The sequence below is a fragment of the Pseudaquabacterium terrae genome (assembly GCF_013266755.1).
Classification (GTDB): Bacteria; Pseudomonadota; Gammaproteobacteria; order Burkholderiales; family Burkholderiaceae_C; genus Pseudaquabacterium; species Pseudaquabacterium terrae.
Genome location: NZ_JABRWJ010000001.1, coordinates 516,928 through 533,267, shown reverse-complemented (window position 1 = coordinate 533,267; position 16,340 = coordinate 516,928). Strand labels below are relative to the sequence as shown.

The 16,340-nt window shown below is 73.4% G+C and carries 14 protein-coding genes; 3 read left to right on the top strand and 11 right to left on the bottom strand.

Annotation, left to right across the window (positions count from 1 at the left end):
* Positions 1–54 precede the first annotated feature (54 nt).
* A complete protein-coding gene (locus HLB44_RS02455) occupies positions 55–273 on the top strand; it encodes a cold-shock protein (RefSeq protein WP_173120243.1) in 219 nt (72 codons plus the stop codon).
* A 79-nt stretch (positions 274–352) separates the two neighbouring features.
* On the opposite strand, the gene HLB44_RS02450 is transcribed toward HLB44_RS02455, so the two are convergent.
* The 3 genes from HLB44_RS02450 to HLB44_RS02440 all read right to left on the bottom strand — a co-directional run bounded on the left by HLB44_RS02450 (position 353) and on the right by HLB44_RS02440 (position 7,982).
* Positions 353–1,294 (bottom strand): extracellular catalytic domain type 1 short-chain-length polyhydroxyalkanoate depolymerase, encoded by a 942-nt coding sequence (locus tag HLB44_RS02450; RefSeq protein ID WP_246312010.1) that lies wholly within the window; start codon positions 1,292–1,294, stop codon positions 353–355.
* A 119-nt stretch (positions 1,295–1,413) separates the two neighbouring features.
* Positions 1,414–5,196, bottom strand: a complete 3,783-nt coding sequence (locus tag HLB44_RS02445) for a calcium-binding protein (RefSeq protein ID WP_173120239.1) — start codon at positions 5,194–5,196, stop codon at positions 1,414–1,416.
* 83 nt (positions 5,197–5,279) lie between these two features.
* Complete coding sequence (locus HLB44_RS02440) at positions 5,280–7,982, bottom strand: serine/threonine-protein kinase (RefSeq protein ID WP_173120237.1); 2,703 nt, start codon at positions 7,980–7,982, stop codon at positions 5,280–5,282.
* A 71-nt stretch (positions 7,983–8,053) separates the two neighbouring features.
* On the opposite strand from HLB44_RS02440, the gene HLB44_RS02435 reads away from it, so the two are divergent.
* On the top strand, positions 8,054–8,614 hold the full coding sequence (locus tag HLB44_RS02435; protein ID WP_173120235.1) for an ECF-type sigma factor: 561 nt from the start codon (positions 8,054–8,056) through the stop codon (positions 8,612–8,614).
* 7 nt (positions 8,615–8,621) lie between these two features.
* Here HLB44_RS02435 and HLB44_RS02430 read toward each other — a convergent pair whose 3' ends face one another.
* The 7 genes from HLB44_RS02430 to HLB44_RS02400 all read right to left on the bottom strand — a co-directional run bounded on the left by HLB44_RS02430 (position 8,622) and on the right by HLB44_RS02400 (position 14,788).
* Positions 8,622–9,710 (bottom strand): hypothetical protein, encoded by a 1,089-nt coding sequence (locus tag HLB44_RS02430; RefSeq protein ID WP_173120233.1) that lies wholly within the window; start codon positions 9,708–9,710, stop codon positions 8,622–8,624.
* A gap of 11 nt (positions 9,711–9,721) precedes the next feature.
* Positions 9,722–10,180 carry a hypothetical protein gene (locus HLB44_RS02425; protein WP_173120231.1) on the bottom strand — a complete coding sequence of 153 codons (459 nt, stop codon included), beginning with the start codon at positions 10,178–10,180 and terminating at the stop codon, positions 9,722–9,724.
* Positions 10,181–10,320: 140 nt separating this feature from the next.
* A complete protein-coding gene (locus tag HLB44_RS02420; protein ID WP_173120229.1) occupies positions 10,321–11,592 on the bottom strand; it encodes a S8 family serine peptidase in 1,272 nt (423 codons plus the stop codon).
* A gap of 97 nt (positions 11,593–11,689) precedes the next feature.
* The gene (locus HLB44_RS36985) at positions 11,690–12,325 is read right to left on the bottom strand and encodes a zf-HC2 domain-containing protein (RefSeq protein WP_173120227.1); all 636 of its coding nucleotides are present in this window, start codon (positions 12,323–12,325) and stop codon (positions 11,690–11,692) included.
* A gap of 5 nt (positions 12,326–12,330) precedes the next feature.
* A complete protein-coding gene (locus HLB44_RS02410) occupies positions 12,331–12,900 on the bottom strand; it encodes an RNA polymerase sigma factor (protein ID WP_173120225.1) in 570 nt (189 codons plus the stop codon).
* Positions 12,901–13,032: 132 nt separating this feature from the next.
* Complete coding sequence (locus HLB44_RS02405; RefSeq protein WP_173120224.1) at positions 13,033–13,746, bottom strand: hypothetical protein; 714 nt, start codon at positions 13,744–13,746, stop codon at positions 13,033–13,035.
* A gap of 40 nt (positions 13,747–13,786) precedes the next feature.
* Positions 13,787–14,788: an NAD-dependent epimerase/dehydratase family protein gene (locus HLB44_RS02400; protein WP_173120221.1), complete on the bottom strand. Its 1,002-nt coding sequence runs from the start codon at positions 14,786–14,788 to the stop codon at positions 13,787–13,789.
* Between the two features lie 98 nt (positions 14,789–14,886).
* On the opposite strand from HLB44_RS02400, the gene HLB44_RS02395 reads away from it, so the two are divergent.
* Positions 14,887–15,810, top strand: a complete 924-nt coding sequence (locus HLB44_RS02395) for a LysR family transcriptional regulator (RefSeq protein ID WP_173120219.1) — start codon at positions 14,887–14,889, stop codon at positions 15,808–15,810.
* Here HLB44_RS02395 and HLB44_RS02390 read toward each other — a convergent pair.
* A complete protein-coding gene (locus HLB44_RS02390) occupies positions 15,797–16,339 on the bottom strand; it encodes a hypothetical protein (protein WP_173120217.1) in 543 nt (180 codons plus the stop codon). The two genes, HLB44_RS02395 and HLB44_RS02390, sit on opposite strands and share 14 nt — an antisense overlap.
* Position 16,340: the final 1 nt, after the last annotated feature.

Below are 16,340 nucleotides of genomic sequence, written 5' to 3'. Positions count from 1 at the left end.
TCTCTGCCACGCGTCAGCATGTGCTGCGCGGTTCTTCACTTTCAAAGGAAATTCATGTCCACCAACACTACTGAAACCGGCATCGTCAAGTGGTTCAACGATGGCAAGGGCTTCGGCTTCATCACGCCTGAAAGCGGCGGCAAGGACCTCTTCGCGCATTTCAAGGAAATCCGCGGCGAGGGCTTCAAGAGCCTGACCGAAGGCCAGCGCGTCCAGTTCGAAGTGACCCAGGGCCAGAAGGGCCTGCAGGCGTCGAACATCCGTCCGCTCTGACCTTTCGGTCAAGTCGACAAGAAAACCGCGGTTCGCCGCGGTTTTTTTTCGTCTGCGCGCCGGCGCCCAGGCCGCCGCCTCAAGCGCGGAACTGCCTGGCGGCAAAACCCCACACCATGCGCGAGGCGTCGGGCCCGCGCCCGTCGCTGAACGGCTGATTCGCCGCGCCCCCGCTCCACGCATGGCCGAGCGCTCCGATCTCGACCAGCGTCGCCACCGTGCTGCCGCGTCGCACGAAGTCGGTCACGGTGCTCGGGTAGCGCTTGCCGCGTTGCACGTTGCGCGGCGTGCCGGCGCGGGCACCGGCCGCGTCGGCCCAGACCTGCGCCGCCGCCTGGCCGTTGCTGGCCGACACCACCGCATCGACGCCGCCGTGGATCACCATCAGCGGCGGCCAGCCCAGCGCCGGCGGCAGTGCCAGCAGCGGGCGCGGCTCGCGCAGCCCGTTCATCGCGCCGAGCGCGGTCAGCGGCGAGTGCGCCGTTCCCGGCGCAATGCCCGAGTGCATCACGACGGCCTTGAAGCGTTCCGGGTGCCGCGTGACCAGCAGGGCCGCCATGCTGGCGCCGGCCGAGAGTCCCGCCACGGCGATGCGGCTGCGATCCGCCGCGTACAGCAGGCACACCTGGTCGATGGCCTTCATGATCAGCGCGGCTTCGCCGTACGCGCGGCCGGTCTTGGTGTCGAACCAGTTCCAGCAGCCCTGCGGATTGGCCAGCCGGTCCTGCTCCGGGTAGAGCACCAGGAATCGCTCGCGCTCGGCGATGCGGTTCATGCGCGTGCTCGACGCGAAACTCTTCGCGTCCTGCCCGCAGCCATGCAACATCACCATCAGCGGCAGGCGCTCACCGAACTTCACGCCGGTGGGGCGATAGAGCCGGAAGCGGCGCGCTCCCGCGGCCCCCATGGCCAGGCCGGCGAGCCAGTCGCCGGCGCCCGGCGGCGGCTTGCGCTTGTCCAGCACCGGCTTGAGCGCCTGCTTCATGGCGAGCGCGCCCGAGCGCAGGGTCGCGCGGGTCATCGTTTTCAGCTGCCGGTCGAATCCCTTCGCCCAGGGCGAGGTGAGCGTTCGTCTTGCCATCCGAGCGATTCTGCGTGCGCCACCCCCTTCGCAGGCCATGCGGGCTGCGTAACACCCGGTCAGTTGAGAACCGGTTCGGAGTAAGCAAGCCCGCTGTCCACCAGCCCGACCAGATCGATGCGCGCCTCGTTGACCGGCTGCACGGCGGCCAGCAGTCCGAGCGCGCCGGGGCTCATGCCCTGGTCGAGCCAGGCGATGAAGGGTGCGGCCTGCGCGGCGCTGGGCGGCGTGTCGAAGAGGTTGGTCCACAGCAGCGCGACGATGGCCGGCGCGGTGTGCGCGCCCGCCGCGTCGAGCGCCAGTGCCGCCAGCGCCTCGTCGCTCATGCCGCCGTCCTTCAGCGTCAGGCCGATGCCGGCGTAGGCCGCATTGGCCACGGCCGCCGGGCCGAACACCGCGCCGAGCAGCCGCGCGACGGTGCCGGCGGCGCCGTCGAGGTCCAGCGCCAGGCCGGCATCGGCGAACTGCAGGCGTTCGATGCCTTGCAGCGCATCGTCGGCGATGCGCCAGCCGCTGCCAGCGTCACGGATGAGCGGGTAGTCGCTGCGCGCGCCGCTCAGCCGGGCACTGTCAAGGCCGGCACCGCCGTCGATCACCATCGTGCCGAGGCCGATCACGAAGTGGTCGCTGCCGTCGCCGCCCAGCGCCGTGTCGTTGCCGTCGAGCACCAGCAGGTCGGCGCCAGCCCGGCCGTCGATCACGTCGGCGCCGTCGCCGCCGTCCAGCAGGTCGTCGCCGTCATCGCCGCGCAGCGTGTCGCCGCCGGCGCCGCCGTACAAGGCATCGGCGCCGCCGCGGCCTTCCAGCAGGTCGTTGCCGCCGCCGCCGATCAGCGTCTCGCCGGCGGCGCTGCCGCGCAGCGTGTCGTCGTGCAGGTCGGAGCCGATCGCGGTTTCGATGCCGGTCACCGTGCCGCCGAAACGCGGGCTGCTGCCGGTGGCCGCCAGCGTGCCCGCGGCCAGGTCCAGCACCAGGCCGGCCAGCACGTTGGAAGCGGCGGCCGAGAGGGTGTCGCGCCCCGTGCCGCCGTCGATCACCGCCTGCCCGCCGCGCACCAGGATCGTGTCGTCCCCCGCGCCACCGCGCACCTGCACCGCGTCACCGGCATCGGCGTCGACCTCGAGGCGGTCGTGGCCCTCGCCGCCGTCGGCCAGGCCGGTCTCCTGCAGCACCAGGTGGTCGTCGCCGACCTCGCCGAAGAGCTGGAACGACGGCGTGCTGCTGCCGCCGCCGCGGCCGTGCAGATAGTCGTCGCCGGCTGCGGCATGGACCACGATCGCGCCGCTGCTGCGCAGCTCGAAGTGGTCGTCCTCGGCGCTGCCGACGTAGCGGTCGATGTCGGCCACCGTGCCCGCGCCGAGCAGGGACGGGCCTGATTCGTTCTGCAGGCTGCCGCCGGGCACGGCGAGCGCGCTGCCGTCGATCGCGTTGAAGGCGCGCAGCGCCGAGCCGATCGCGCCGTCCAGCCGCACCAGCCAGCGCACGCCGGGTTGCGCGCCCAGGTCGAGGGTGTCGAAGCCGCCGCCGCCCGCGGCGCTGCTGCCCGGCGCGGCGACCAGCACGTCGTCGCCACTGCCGCCGCCCAGCAGGCCGACGCCGAGACCGACGACGCGGTCGTTGCCGCCGCCGCCATCGAGTGACACGGTGATGCCGGCGGCGCCGGTCAGCGCGTCGTTCGCGTCGGAGCCGATGTAGCGCTCGATGCCGACGGCGGTGTCGGTGGCGATGACCGTCAGGCCGTCGTCGGACAGGCGCTCGATGCGTCCCGTCGCGGCGTCCAGCCGGATCGGACCCGAGGCCTGCTGGAAGCGCACCTTGCCGCGCAGGCCGGTGTCGAAGTGCTCGCGCTCGACCTGCTCGCGCAGATCGGCCGCGTAGCTCAGCGTGTCGTTGCTGCCGTCGCCGCCGTCGTAGTGGTTGGCGACGCCGGCGAGCGCGCGCTCGCCGGCGGCCAGCGCGTCGGTGCCGGCGCCGCCGAAGAGGACATCGGCGCCAGGGCCGCCGATCAGCACGTCGTCGCCGGCGCCGCCGTCGAGCACATCGTCGCCGCCGCGGCCGTCGAGCAGGTCGCGCGTGGTGGCGCTCGTCAGCTGCTCGGCGGCGCCGCTGCCGTAGAGGTAGGCGCTGCGGTTGTCTTCGACCACCACGGCCTCGATCGACAGCAGCGTCGTCGTGGTGCCGCCGACCAGCGCGCTGCCGCGCTGCAGGTCGACGTCGACATGCGGATTGCCCGAGGTGTTGTCGATGCCGAAGCGCCAGGTGTCGCGCCCGCTGCCACCGTCGACGCCATCGTTGCCGGCGCTGCGCACGATCACGTCGTCGCCGCTGCCGCCGCGCAGCTGGTCGTTGGCGGGGCTGCCGGCGAGCACGTCGTTGCCGCCGCCGGCGTCGATGGTGATCGCGGTGGCGGCGGCGAACAGGATGTCGATGTCGTCGCTGCCGGCGAGCAAGGTCTGCCCCGGCGTCGCGATGCGCACGCCCTGCATCAGTTGCGCCTGCGTCAGGCTCAAGTCGGCGAAGCTGTAGGTCTCGATGTTGCGCGTGACTTCGCTGCCGTCGCTGATGCGCGGGTCGGCCGGGTAGAGGTGGTGGAAGACCAGCTCGCCGCCTTGCGCGCTCTGCGAGAAGCGGTACTCGATCAGGTTGCCGCGGAACACCACGCGGTCGGTGCCGCTGCCGCCGTCCAGCACGTCCTGGCCCGGGCCGGCCAGCAGCACGTCGTCACCGGCGTCGCCGTGGACGGTGTCGTCGCCGGCGGCGCCATCGAGCAGGTCGGCCACCGCCCTGCCCTGCAGCACGTCGTTGGCGCCGCTGCCGATGCCGATCGGCCCGGCCTGCGGGTTGCCCACCGGCGCGAGCAGCGCGCTGTCGAGCCGACCGACCCAGGCCGTGATGCCCAGCGCATCGTCCAGCGCAGCCAGCGGGTCGATCGCCTGCAAGGCGGCATCGAAGTCGTCCAGCACCGTGTCGAGCACACCGGCATTCGGCAGCAGCGCGGTGATGCGGTCGGCCGCCGCATCGATGACCTGCCGCAGGCCCAGCGTCTGCAGTAGGAAGTCGATCACCGGGCGCACCGTCAGGTCGAACAGCAGCCCGGCGGCATCGAGGATCGGCTCGATCGGCTTGAGCATCTGGCCAGCCAGGTCGAGCGGGCCGCGCAGGAAGGCCAGTGATGCGCTGATCTTGTCGAAGGCGATGCGCACGCCCAGCACCGGCAGGAAGGCGGCGTTCGGCACCGCATTGCCGAGCGCCAGCACCTCGGCCTTGATCGTCGCGTAGGCGTCGTTCAGCGCGCCCACGGCAGCGTTGGGCACCGCCACCAGCGGCTCGATGCTCGCGGCCAGCGGCGCCGCCGGGTCGCCCGCGGGGTCCAGCGCATCGACGGTGTCCAGCGCCTTCACCATGCCGCCGATCACGCCCGCATCGTGCGCGATCGTCTCCTCGACCACCAGCAGCCCCGCGTCGAGCGACTCGAGCTTGTCCTGGGCCGAGGTGAGCAGCGCCTCCAGCCCGCTGTCGTCGATGCGCCGGGCCAGCGCGTCGGCCTTGGCCTCGACCTGGCGCGCCACCGTTTCCAGCTTGTCGAGCACGAAGGCGCCCAGCGTCGCCAGCGCCTTCAGCGGGCCGGTCTTGTCCATCAGCTTCAGCGCAAGCTGCATCTGCCCGACGCTGCGGCCGAAAGCATCGGCCTGGCGCTCGACGCTGTCGATGGCGTCGATCACCATCTCGACGGTGTCGAGCCGCTCGCGCACCTCACCGACCCCGGCGCGCACCTCCCTCACGTTGGCGTGCGCCTGGTTCAGGTTGGCGCCGTAGGCGCGCAACTCGGGTCCTGCAGACATGGGGCTCTCCGGTGGGTGATGGGTCTTCACTCACCAAGGCTGGATTCGGCGCCGTTTTCCCCAATCGGGCGCGCTGACTTTGGTCACCTCGGCGCCGAGTCCACTACTGCCGCCAGTTCGCGCACCACCGTGGCGTCGGGCCCCAGCCGCTCGCGCAGCGCGGCCAGCGTGGTGCGTGCCGCGGCCGTGGGGTCGGGCGCGGCCTGCGGCACGAACGGCGGCAGCGTGATCGCCAGCTCGGCCGCCTGCAAGCGCCAATGCGTGGCCGGCAGGCCGCGGCGCATGCGCTCGATCGCGGCGGCGGCGATGAGCCGGCCTTCGTCGCGGCGGCCCTGCAGTGCCCGTGCGCGGGCCAGCGCCAGCGCCACCGCATCACGCGGCACGCGGTCGGGCGACTTCAACGCATCGATCAGGTCCTGCGCCCGCTGCAGCTCACGCTCGGCCGCCGCGGGATCGCCGCGCGCCAGCGCGAGTCGGCCGAGCCCCAGGTGGCTGCCGACGAACTCGGCATGGCCCGCCGGCAGCAGCGCCTGGCGCAGTGCCAGCACGCGCCGCATCGTCGCCTCGGCCTCGTCGAGCCGGCCCAGTCCGAGCAGGGCGACGCCATGGCTTTGCAAGGTGATCGCCGTCCAGCGGTGGCGCTCACCGAGCAGCCGCGTATTGGCCTCGGCGGCGGCCCGCGTCAGCCGCTCTGCCTCGTCGAAGCGGCCGCGATCGATCAACACCAGCGCCACCGCGTTCTGCGCCCGTGCCACCGCGGCGTGGCCGCCGCGGCCGAACACGCCTTCGTAGGCCGCCAGCACCTCGGCCCACAACGCACCAGCACGTTCGAGATCCCCGCGGTCGTAGTGCAGGCCGGCGAGGTTGTTCTGCGTCTGCGCGGTCTCGGCCACCGCCGTGCGCAGCCGCTGCTGCATGGCCAGCGCCTCGTCGTACAGCGGCGCGGCCTCGTCGAGCCGGCCCATCGCGTGCAGGCCCCAGGCCAGGTTGTTGAGCGCCCAGGCGATGTCGCGGTGATCGCCGCGGTGCGCGGTGCGCAGTTTCACCAGGGCCTGGCGGAAGACCGGCTCGGCCTCGTCGCGGCGGCGCAACGCGTTCAGTGCCAGCGCCAGGTCGCTCAATGCACTGCCCTGCTGCGCGGCGTCGCCGACCTGGCGCCACATCGCCTCCGCCTGGCGCGTCCAGTCCAGCGAGACCTCGAGCTGGCCGAGGTCGTGCGTCACCGTGCTCAGCAGCGACAGCGTGCGCGCCTGCTGCGCGCTGGGGCCGCGCTCGCGCGCCCTGGCTTCGGTGAGCGCCGTGGTCAGCAGCTTCAGCGCCTCGTCATTGGCACCCCAGCTGGCATAGGCCGAGCCCAGCGCGCTGCGCAGCCGTGTCGCCACCTCGGGCTCCGCGCCCAACTCCTGATCGACGCGGCCGGCCGCCTTGTCCAGCAGCTCACGCACCGAGAGCTGGCGCGCCGCCGCCTCGTTGGCACCGGTGCCCTCCAGCAGCGAGGCGGTGAACTCGGCCGTGCGGCGGGCGCTGCGTTCGGCGGCCAGCGCGCGGTTGCGCTCGTCGGCCAGCTGCCACGTGAAGAGCCCTGCTCCGGCCAGCGCCAGCAGCAGCGCCGCCGCGCTGGCCGGCACCGCCACGCGATGCCGGCGCCAGAACTTCGCGCCGCGGTAGGCCAGCGTATCGGGGCGCGCGCGCACCGGGCGGTGTTCGAGGTAACGCGTGATGTCCTCGGCCAGCTCGAGCACGCCGGCGTAGCGGCGCTCGGGCTCCTTGCGCAAGGCCATCAGCACGATGTTGTCGAGGTCGCCGGCCAGCTCGCGGGCGCGGCGCATGCGCTCCGCGGCCGGCCCACCGTCGTCGCGCAACACGGCGCTACTCGGCCGCGGCGGCTCGGTCTCGACGATCGCGCGCGCCAGCGCGGCCGGGCTGGCGGCGCTGTCGGCATGCGGCAGCCGGCCCGCCAGCAGCTGGTACAGCAGCACGCCGAGCGCATACACATCGGTGGCCGTGGTGATTGCGCCGCCCGTCACCTGCTCGGGACTGGCGTGGCTGGGTGTCAGCAGCTGCTCGGCACTCGCGGTGCTGCCCTCGGCGTCGAGCAGCCGGGCGATGCCGAAGTCCAGCAGCCGTGGCACGCCCTGCGGATCGACCAGGATGTTGCGCGGCTTCAGGTCGCGGTGCACCACCAGGTTGCGATGCGCGAAGTCGACCGCCTGGCACACCTGCAGCACCAGCCGCAGCCGTGCCGCGGTGTCGAGCGCGTGGTGATCGCACCAGGCGTCGATGGGCTCGCCGTCGACGAAGTCCATCACCAGGTAGGGCGCGCCGTCGTCGGTGCTGCCGCCGTCGAGCAGGCGCGCGATCAGCGGGTGCACCAGCCGCGCCAGGATCTGCCGCTCGGCCGCGAAGCGCGCGCGCGCCGCGGGCGAGACCCGCGCCGGGTTCAGCAGCTTGACGGCCACCGTCTGCCGGTACTGGCCATCGGCGCGCTCGGCGCGGTAGACGGCGCCCATACCGCCATCGGCCACATGGGCCACGATGCGCCAGGCGCCCAGGCGCCGGCCGATCCAGGCGTCGCGCTCGCCGGCCAGCGCCTGGCCCGCGGCCCGGGCCAGTGCGGCGGGCAGCGGGTCGTCGGCGGTGTCGTGCTGCAGCAGCTGGCGCAGCTCGCCGGCCAGCGCGGCGTCGGCCGCTTCGAGCGTTTCGACGAAGGCCTCGCGCGCTTCGGCCGGCAGGGCCAGCGCCTGCGCGAACAGCTGCTGCAGGCGGCTCCAGCGCGCATCATCCATGCGGGCACTCCCGGTCGGGCGGCGCTGAATGATCGCACCGGCGGGCAGGCTGCGCGGCCTAATATGCCGCGGTGAAACCCGACGAGGTGACCCGGTTGCTGCACGCCTGGCGCGGCGGCGACGTCGCGGCGCGCGATGCGCTGGCGCCGCTGGTCTACCGCGAGCTGCAACGGCTGGCGCACAGCGCGATGCGCGGCGAGCGCGCCGGCCACACGCTGCAGACCACCGCGCTGGTGCACGAGGCCTTCCTGAAGCTCGCCGATGCCGGCGTCGACTGGGTCGACCGGGCCCACTTCTTCGGCATCGCCGCGCGGCAGATGCGGCAGGTGCTGGTCAACCACGCCGAGGCGCACCGCGCCGCCAAGCGCGGCGGCGGCGCGCCGCATGCGCCGCTGGACGAAGCGCTCGACGTCGTGGGCACGCCGAGCGCCGAGATCAGCGAGCTCGACGACGTGCTGCGCCGGCTGGCGGCCTTCGATGCGCGCAAGGCGCAGATCCTCGAGCTGCACTACTTCGGCGGGCTGACCTACGACGAGATGGCCGCGGTGATGCAGCTGTCGGCCGCCACGGTGGACACCGAGCTGCGCTTCGCCAAGGCCTGGCTGCGCCAGCAGCTGGGGACGGCGAGGTGAGCTGCGCCTACAGGAAGGCGTGCAGCTCGACGAACATCAGCCGGCGGTTGTCGACCGGGCTTTGCGGAATGCCGCCGAAACGCCGATAACCCGCGCGCAGCTGCACGAACGGGATCGGCGTCAGCTCGTAGACCAGGCTGTGGCGCACCCTGTGGTCGTTCGAGATGCGGCGGTCGGGGTCGAAGTACTCGGCGCTGGCCTTCAGGTTGTGGCCCTGGCGGATCTTCCAGTTCACTTCGCCCAGCGCCGCCACCAACTTGCGCCGGCCTTCGGGGAAGCCGTTGTCGCGCACCAGGTCGATCTCGCCGAGCCAGACGACCGGGCCGGTCAGCAGCCCGCCGAAGATCGCCGTGGCGTTGCGATAGCCGGCGGTCGAATCGGTGGACGCCACCGCGGTGCCGAGCCGGCCCCACGGCTGCACCCACACACCCTGCGCGGTCCACTGGTGGCCCACCGTCGGCCCGACGTTGCCCGGACCGCGCGTGTAGGCCAGCTGCGCCGACCAGTCACCCTTCTCGAGGCCGAGCTCGACGCCCTTGTCCGGCGTCGTCATGCTGATGCCGCTGACCGAGCGCACGAACGCGGTGTTGTCCTGCAGGCGCCAGCCGAACGGCAGGTAGAACTGGCCGGCCTTCGCATACCAGCCGCGATCGGCCCCGCCCAGGCGCACATGCGCTTCCTGGCGCTGCGGCTCGCCCGGGCGCACGTGCTGGTCGACGTAGACCGCGAGCAGGTCGGCGACCACCTCGACATCGGCATACAGCCGCGCGTGGTCGAGGCCCTTGTCCGACTGCGTCACCTCGCCCGGCACGCGGCTGCGCGACGAGCTGTAGCGCAGGTCGCCGCCGACGCGCAGCCAGCTCGCCAGCCGGCCCGACCAGGCCGGCACGCCCTCGGGCAGCTTGGTGGCCGCCATCGTGTTCTGCGAATAGAACGCGCCCAGGCCGTTGCGCAAGCCGCCGCCGGTGATGTTGACGTGGCAGGCCAGGCATTTGTAGCCCTGGTCCAGCGCCAGGTAGGGTTCGGCGCGGGCGGGTGCGGACCCCAGTGCGGCGAGCCAGAGCAGGAACAGCGTGCGAATCAAGGCGCGTGGCATGGTCGTTCTTTTCAGTTGTTAGGAGCGCCGCGGGCGATCCAGTCGCGGATCACGGCGATCGTGGCGGCATCGAGGAAGGGCCCGCCCAGCGGCATGCGAGAGCCCACCGCCGCGCGGCCCTCCAGCTTGTGGATCAGATAGCTGTCGTCGGGCCGCCCGGGCGCCACGCGCTGCAGCGAGGACACCTCGCCGCTGGGAACGCCGACCAGCAAGGCGTAGCTGCTGCCCGCGTCCAGGCGCAAGCCCACCGGCGCCGCCGCACCGGCGTGGCAGGTGGTGCAGCGCGGCGTCAGGACCTGCGCCTGGATCGATGCGAAGGTCGGCGTCAATCCGCCGCCTCCGCTGCCGCCCTCGCCCACCGGCCGGCCGTTGCTGTCCAGCCCGTCGCCGCTGCCGCCGCCGCAAGCGGTGAGCAGCGCGCCGAGCATCGCCGCGGCGGCGAGTTTTCTCCCCGAGTGTCGTGAATCCATTCCATCCTCCGGTCTGTGCTTGTTGGACAGCGGTAGGTGCCCTGCCACAGGCCGATCGGTTTAACCGCAGCGCAAGAATCCGATGTTCATGGGTCCGATCGTGTGTGCGTTGGTAATGCGTTATCAACGCGTCACGGTCGTCAGGGCGTGCGCCGTGCCAGGCGCGCGAGTGCCGCCTCGGCGTTGATGCTCGGCGCCGGCGCGCTGGCCGCCGCGTCGGTCGCCAGCAGTTCGCGCAGCGTCGCCGCGTCCAGCTGCGGTTGCAGCGCCAGCAGCAGCGCTGCGATGCCGCTGGCATGCGCCGCGGCGATCGATGCGCCGCTGGCGAAGTCGTAGCGGCCGCCCGGGGCGAGCGTCAGCACGTCGCGACCCGGTGCGGCCAGCACGCCGGCCGGCAGCGCCATCGTGCCGGCATTGCCGACCACCAGCACGCCGGACACGCCGGCCGGGAAGCCCTCGGCGCGCCCGCTCACCGGCAGCGCCGCGATGACGATGCGGCGCTGCCGCAGCAGCTGCGCCAGCAGGGCCTCGAGCAGCGGATCGGCCGGACCGCCGAGGCTCAGGTTGACGATGCGCGCGTCGGACTCCATCACCGCGGCCAGCGCCTTGGCCAGCGTGAACGAATTGCAGCGCGCCGGTGCCGGTGCCGGTGCTTTGGGCGAGGCCGGGTACCAGCAGGCCTTGTAGAGCTCGAGCCGCGCGCCGGGCGCAATGCCGACGATGCCCTGGCCGTTGTTGGCCACCGCGGCGATCACGCCGGCCACCTCGATGCCGTGGCGATCGGTGTCGAAGGGCTGGCCCGGCGCGACGAGGTCGCGGTGCGCCGCGACGCGGCCGCGCAGGTCCGGGTGTGCCAGGTCGGCGCCGGTGTCGATCACCGCGACCGCGACATCGCGGCCGATGCTGCTGCGGTGCGCCTGCGCGGCGCCGGTCTCGGCGAAACCGCGCTGCAGCGGCAGGTAGGGGTCGTTGTACGCGCTGGCGCCGAGCAGCTCGAAGTCCTGCAGCGGCTGCGCGAGCCGCACGCGCGGATCGGCGGCCAGCGTGCGCAGCAGGGCTTCGCGCGAGGTGCCGGGCGGCAGCTGGTAGACGACGCAGTGCAGCCCGAGCGGCGGGATCGGCCAGGCGGCGGCCGGCTGCAGGCCGTGTTCCCGCTGCAGCGTGGCCAGCGCGCCGGCGGCCTGCGCCCCGACCACATAACGTTGCGGCGGCGTGTAACCGGGCAGGCTGCTGCCGGCGCGGCCCGGCACGCGGTACAGCGGGTTGTCGACCGCCAGCAGGATGTAGCGGCTGCTGTCGCCGCGCATCGCGGCGTCGGCATCGGCCGCCTCGGGCTGGGCGCGCAGCGGTGCGAGGGCCAGCGCGGCCAGCAGCGCTCCGAGCGCAACGAGCAAACGCCGCAGCGGGCTCACTGGGCCCCCTTGGCCCTGCGGGCCGTCCCCCGCGGACCCGAAGGGGCCGCTTCGCGTCCCTTGGGGAGCGAGCGCCTTCGGAGCGGCCGGGCGGCGCTCATCGCGGCGGGTCCAGCGCCTCGGCGAGGCGGATGCCCGGCGCCGCGCGCAGCCGCGCCAGCTGCTCGGCGGTGGCCGCCGGCGCGGCCGGGTCCTGCGGCGCCAGGGCGTAGGCGCCGGCCGCATTCGGGCCGTCGACGATGCGCAGCCCGGCGTCCTGCAGCAGCGCCTGCCATTGCTGCAGCGGCAGTGCCGGATCCGGCACCACACGCAGCGTGGCCGCGCCAGCGGCTGCCGCCGGCGCACGGCTCAGCGTTGCATACGGTGCATCGTCCTGGCGCGCGAGCTGCAGGCTCAGCAGCGCCAGGCCGATCGCCTGCACGATCACCGCCGCTGCCAGTGCCACCGGCAACACGGCGCGCCGCCGCGGCGCCGGCGCCACCGCCTGATCCTCCGGCAGCTGGTCGATGCGGCCGAGCAGGCGCTGCAGGCCGGCCTGCGCATCCACTTCGGCCGCGGCCGGCGGCGTCTCGCGCTGCACCAGCTGGTGCAGCCGCTGCTGCGCCAGCAGCTCGGCGCGGCAATCGGCGCAGCCGGCGAGGTGGTGGTCGGCCGCGGCGCGCTGGCGCGCATCGGCACGGCCGTTGACCAGCCAGGGGATCAGCGCCCAGGTGCGGGCGTGCTCGGCGGGCATCATCGTCATCCTCCGGCGCCGTTGCGCTCGGCCAAGGCCGGCAGCAGGTGGCGCAGCTTGGTGCGGGCGTGGAACATGCGGGCCTTCACCGTGCCCTCGGGGCACTGCAGGATCGCCGCGATCTCGTCGACCGAGTGGCCGCCGCCGTAGGCCAGCTCCAGCACCAGCCGCTGCTCGGTGGGCAGGCGCTGCAGCCCCTTGGCGATCCAGTCGCGCAGCTCGCGGTCGGCATTCGGGTCGTGCGCGGCGGGCAGTGCGCCCTCGTCCGCGGCCATCGGGTCCTCGCCGTGCTGGCGCAGCGCCTTCAGCGCGCAGCGGTAGGCGATGCCCATGATCCAGGTCGACAGCCGGGAGTCGCCCCGAAAGCCGGCGGCCTTCTGCCAGACGATCCAGAAGCAGTCGTTGATGACCTCGTCGACGATGTCGGCGCGCCGCGTCATGCGGCCGACGAAGCGCGCCAGCCGGCGGTGGTAGGCCTGGTACAGCGCGGCGAGCGCGGCGCGGTCGCCGCCGGCGAGCTGCTGCAGCAGCGCGCGCTCGGCATGTTCGTCGGCGGGGTGCGGGGATTGGGACATGGTGCCCGTCCGGCCGCCCGAAGGGCACCGCGCCCCCTCGGGGGGCCGCGAACGAAGTGAGCTGGGGGTCGGCATAGACAGGGCTTGTACTCGCCGTGAGTGCGCTTGAGCGCGCCGGCGGTTGCCTGCGGCTCAAAAATTTGTCGCGACCACTGCTGACCAGCGCGGATGCGCCGTCTCCCCGAGCAGCCGCTGCGCGGTCGAATCCGCGCCCAGGCGGTTGAGTTCGACCCGCCAGCCCGACGCAGCCCAAGCCACGCCGACACCGCCGTAGTGGTACCGGCGCTGCGGCAGCGGCGGCACGTCGGCCTGGCCGAGGCTGGCGGTCAGCGACCACGCTCCGGCGAGCGGCCAGCGCAGTCCGGCGTCGAAGGCCCATTGCAGGCCGCCGCGGCGCCCGCGCCAGGCGCGGTAGTGCAGCGCGGTGAGGTTGAACGACAGCAGGTCGCGGAAGCTCGCACCGGCCGAGGCTTCGACGCGGTTGAAGCTGCGCGCGTAGACGCCGCCGGGGTAGCCGTAGTAGCCGAGCCCGCCATCGAGCTGCCAGTCGTCGGACAGCGTGCGGTAGTGCGACAGCCGGGCCAGCACGCGGCGGTCGCGCCCGTCGGCGGCGCGCGCGCTCAGCGCCGCACCGAGCGCCCAGCGGCCGCGCGACACGCCGAGCTCGGCCTGCAGCGTCGGCCGGCGCTCGAAGACCGAGAGCCCGCGGTCGGTCAGCTCGGTCGCCAGCGCGGCCTGGCCCTGCCATTGCAGCGGCTCGGCGGCTGCGGGGCCGGCGGAAGCGGCCACCACTGCGGCCACCACCACGGACATCAGCCGGCAGGACAAGGTCAAGGAGGGCGACACCGGCCGGCATTCTGCCGGTCCCCGGGCCCCCCGGTCGCCTTCAGACCGTGGGGACCAGCGCAGCAGCGGGCGCCGGCAGGCAGCCCAGGCCGCGTAGCGTCGCCTCGATCGCCTCGTCCAGCGGCGTGTGCGGCTCGCGGCCGAGCGTGGCGATCAGCCGCGTGTTGTCCATGCGCACCGGCGTGCGCCACAGGTAGCGCATCTCCAGCAGCTCGCGCAGCGTGGCGACGAAGGGTGCCGCCAGGCGCACCAGCCACCACGCAAAGGCACGCTGTGTCGGGCGCGCGCCGCCGTGGCGCTCGACGATCCGGCCGATCGCGGCGGCCATCTGCGTGCCATCGGCATCCCAGTGCCCGGCCATGTGGAAGGCGGCGAACGGTGCCAGCCGCTCGCGCCGCGCCAGCAGCTCGACCATCGTGCGCGCGACGTCGGGCAGGTAGGACCACTGGTGGCCGACGCCGCGCGCGCCCGGCAGCCGCACCGTCGTCACCGGCCGGCCCGGCTTGACGAGCCCCTGCGCGAACCAGCTGTTGCCCGCCTGCGGACCGAAGAAGTCCCCGGCGCGCACGACGATCGCTCGCGCGCCCTGCGCAGTGCCCGCCTGCAGCCGGCGTTCGAGCTCGACGCGGATCGCGCCCTTGCGCGTCAGCGGCCGTTGCGGCGAGTCCTCGCGCAGCAGCGGAAAGGCATCCGGGCCGTGGTTGTAGACGGTGCCCGGCAGCACCACGGTGGCGCGCTCGGCGATCGCCGCGGCGATGGTGTTGTCGATCATCGGCAGCACCAGCTCGGCCCAGCGGCGGTAGCCCGGCGGGTTGACCGCGTGCACGATGACCGCGCAGCCGCGCGCGGCCTGCAGCACGTCGGCACGGTTCATCGCATCGCCGCGCAGCCAGGTGATGCCCTCGCGCTGCTCGCTCGGCGGCGCCAGGCCGCGCTTGAGCGCGCGCACCTGCCAGCCGGCGTCGCGCAGCTGGCGCGCCATCTCGCCGCCGATGCCGCCGGTGGCGCCGAGCACGAGGGCCAAAGGGGTGGTCTGTGTCATGGGATCTCTTTCGGAGGGGCTTGCGATGAAGAGAATTCTGGTGACAACGGCGTACAAAAGGAATTGCCAGACATTGACGAGTCTCTATACAGTTTTGCATGGCTCACACCGTCAGCTGGGAGCTTCACCGCTCGTTCCTCGGCGTGCTGAAAGAAGGCTCGCTGTCCGCCGCCGCACGGGCGCTCGACCTGTCGCAGCCGACCGTCGGCCGGCACGTCGCCGCGCTGGAGGCGGCGCTCGGCCTGGTGCTCTTCACCCGTTCGCAAAGCGGCCTGCTGCCGACCGAGGCCGCGCTGGCGCTGCGCGGCTATGCCGAGGCGATGCACAGCACCGCGGCGGCGCTCGAGCGCGCCGCGCAGAGCCAGGGTGAAGGCGTTCAAGGCGCGGTGCGCATCTCGGCCAGCGAGGTGATCGGCGTCGAGGTGCTGCCGCCGATCGTCGCCGCCTTGCAGCAGGCGCACCCGCGGCTGCAGATCGAGCTGGTGCTGACCAACCGGGTGCAGGATCTGCTGCGCCGCGAGGCCGACATCGCCGTGCGCATGACGCCGCCGAAGCATGCGCAGCTGATCGCCCGCCGCGTCGGCGACGTGCTGCTCGGGCTGCATGCCCACCCGTCCTACCTGGCGCGCTGCGGCACGCCGCGCACGCTGGCCGAGCTGGCGCAGCACGCGCTGATCGGCTACGACGAAGAAACCCCGTTCATCCGCGCGGCGCGCGCCGCGCTGCCGGGCTGGACGCGCCAGGCCTTCACGCTGCGCACCGACAGCGACGTCGCCCAGCTGGCGCTGATCCGCGCCGGCGCCGGCATCGGCATCTGTCAGGTGGCGCTGGCGCAGCGTGAACCGGCGCTGGTGCGCCTGTTGCCGCGGCAGGCCGAGCTGAAGCTCGAAACCTGGGTCACGATGCACGAGGACCTGCGCCACAGCCCGCGCTGCAAGGCGAGCTTCGATGCGCTGGTGCAGGGCCTGAGCGCCTATCTGCAGCGCCGGCCCGCATCAGCGGGCGCGCTCAGCCGTTCCTGAACAAGCCCTTCTCCTTCATCCGCTGCAGCCGCGAGCGCGTCGACGTGCGGTGCTCGAGCGGCGGGTCGGGCAGCACGGTGATCGTCGGGCCCGCGGGGTCGGGCTCGACGACGTCGTTCAGCACCGGCGGCTCGTGCACCACGCCGGGCCAGGGTTCCGGCGCGGGGGGCGGCACGGCGTTGAGCGCCAGGTCGACGAAGTCGGCCGAACCGGGGGCGCCGGGTGCAGGCGGCGTAAACGGAGCGGCCGGAGCAGTGGGCGCGGCCGCGCGCCGCACAGTGGCCCGGCGCGGCACGGCGGCCTTGGCCACCTCGGCCGGCTCGGCCGCCGGCAGCGGCTCGGTCGCGGCCCGCGCGACCAGCGACGCCGGATAACCGCGGATCCGCACCACCTCCCACACCAGCCCGGTCGCGGCGAGCTGGCGCAGGCGCTCGCCGCGCGACGCCTCGCTGCCGATCGCGGCCAGCAGCGCATGGAGCTCGGGATACACCTCGCTGTCGACGTCGAGCTCGATGCGGAGGACGGCCACG

Bases quoted from the DNA above. Each gene is read 5' to 3' on its own strand.
- HLB44_RS02455 (WP_173120243.1), top strand. From the start codon at position 55: ATGTCCACCAACACTACTGAAACCGGCATCGTCAAGTGGTTCAACGAT.
- HLB44_RS02450 (WP_246312010.1), bottom strand. From the start codon at position 1,294: ATGACCCGCGCGACCCTGCGCTCGGGCGCGCTCGCCATGAAGCAGGCG.
- HLB44_RS02445 (WP_173120239.1), bottom strand. From the start codon at position 5,196: ATGTCTGCAGGACCCGAGTTGCGCGCCTACGGCGCCAACCTGAACCAG.
- HLB44_RS02440 (WP_173120237.1), bottom strand. From the start codon at position 7,982: ATGGATGATGCGCGCTGGAGCCGCCTGCAGCAGCTGTTCGCGCAGGCG.
- HLB44_RS02430 (WP_173120233.1), bottom strand. From the start codon at position 9,710: ATGCCACGCGCCTTGATTCGCACGCTGTTCCTGCTCTGGCTCGCCGCA.
- HLB44_RS02425 (WP_173120231.1), bottom strand. From the start codon at position 10,180: ATGGATTCACGACACTCGGGGAGAAAACTCGCCGCCGCGGCGATGCTC.
- HLB44_RS36985 (WP_173120227.1), bottom strand. From the start codon at position 12,325: ATGCCCGCCGAGCACGCCCGCACCTGGGCGCTGATCCCCTGGCTGGTC.
- HLB44_RS02410 (WP_173120225.1), bottom strand. From the start codon at position 12,900: ATGTCCCAATCCCCGCACCCCGCCGACGAACATGCCGAGCGCGCGCTG.
- HLB44_RS02400 (WP_173120221.1), bottom strand. From the start codon at position 14,788: ATGACACAGACCACCCCTTTGGCCCTCGTGCTCGGCGCCACCGGCGGC.
- HLB44_RS02395 (WP_173120219.1), top strand. From the start codon at position 14,887: ATGGCTCACACCGTCAGCTGGGAGCTTCACCGCTCGTTCCTCGGCGTG.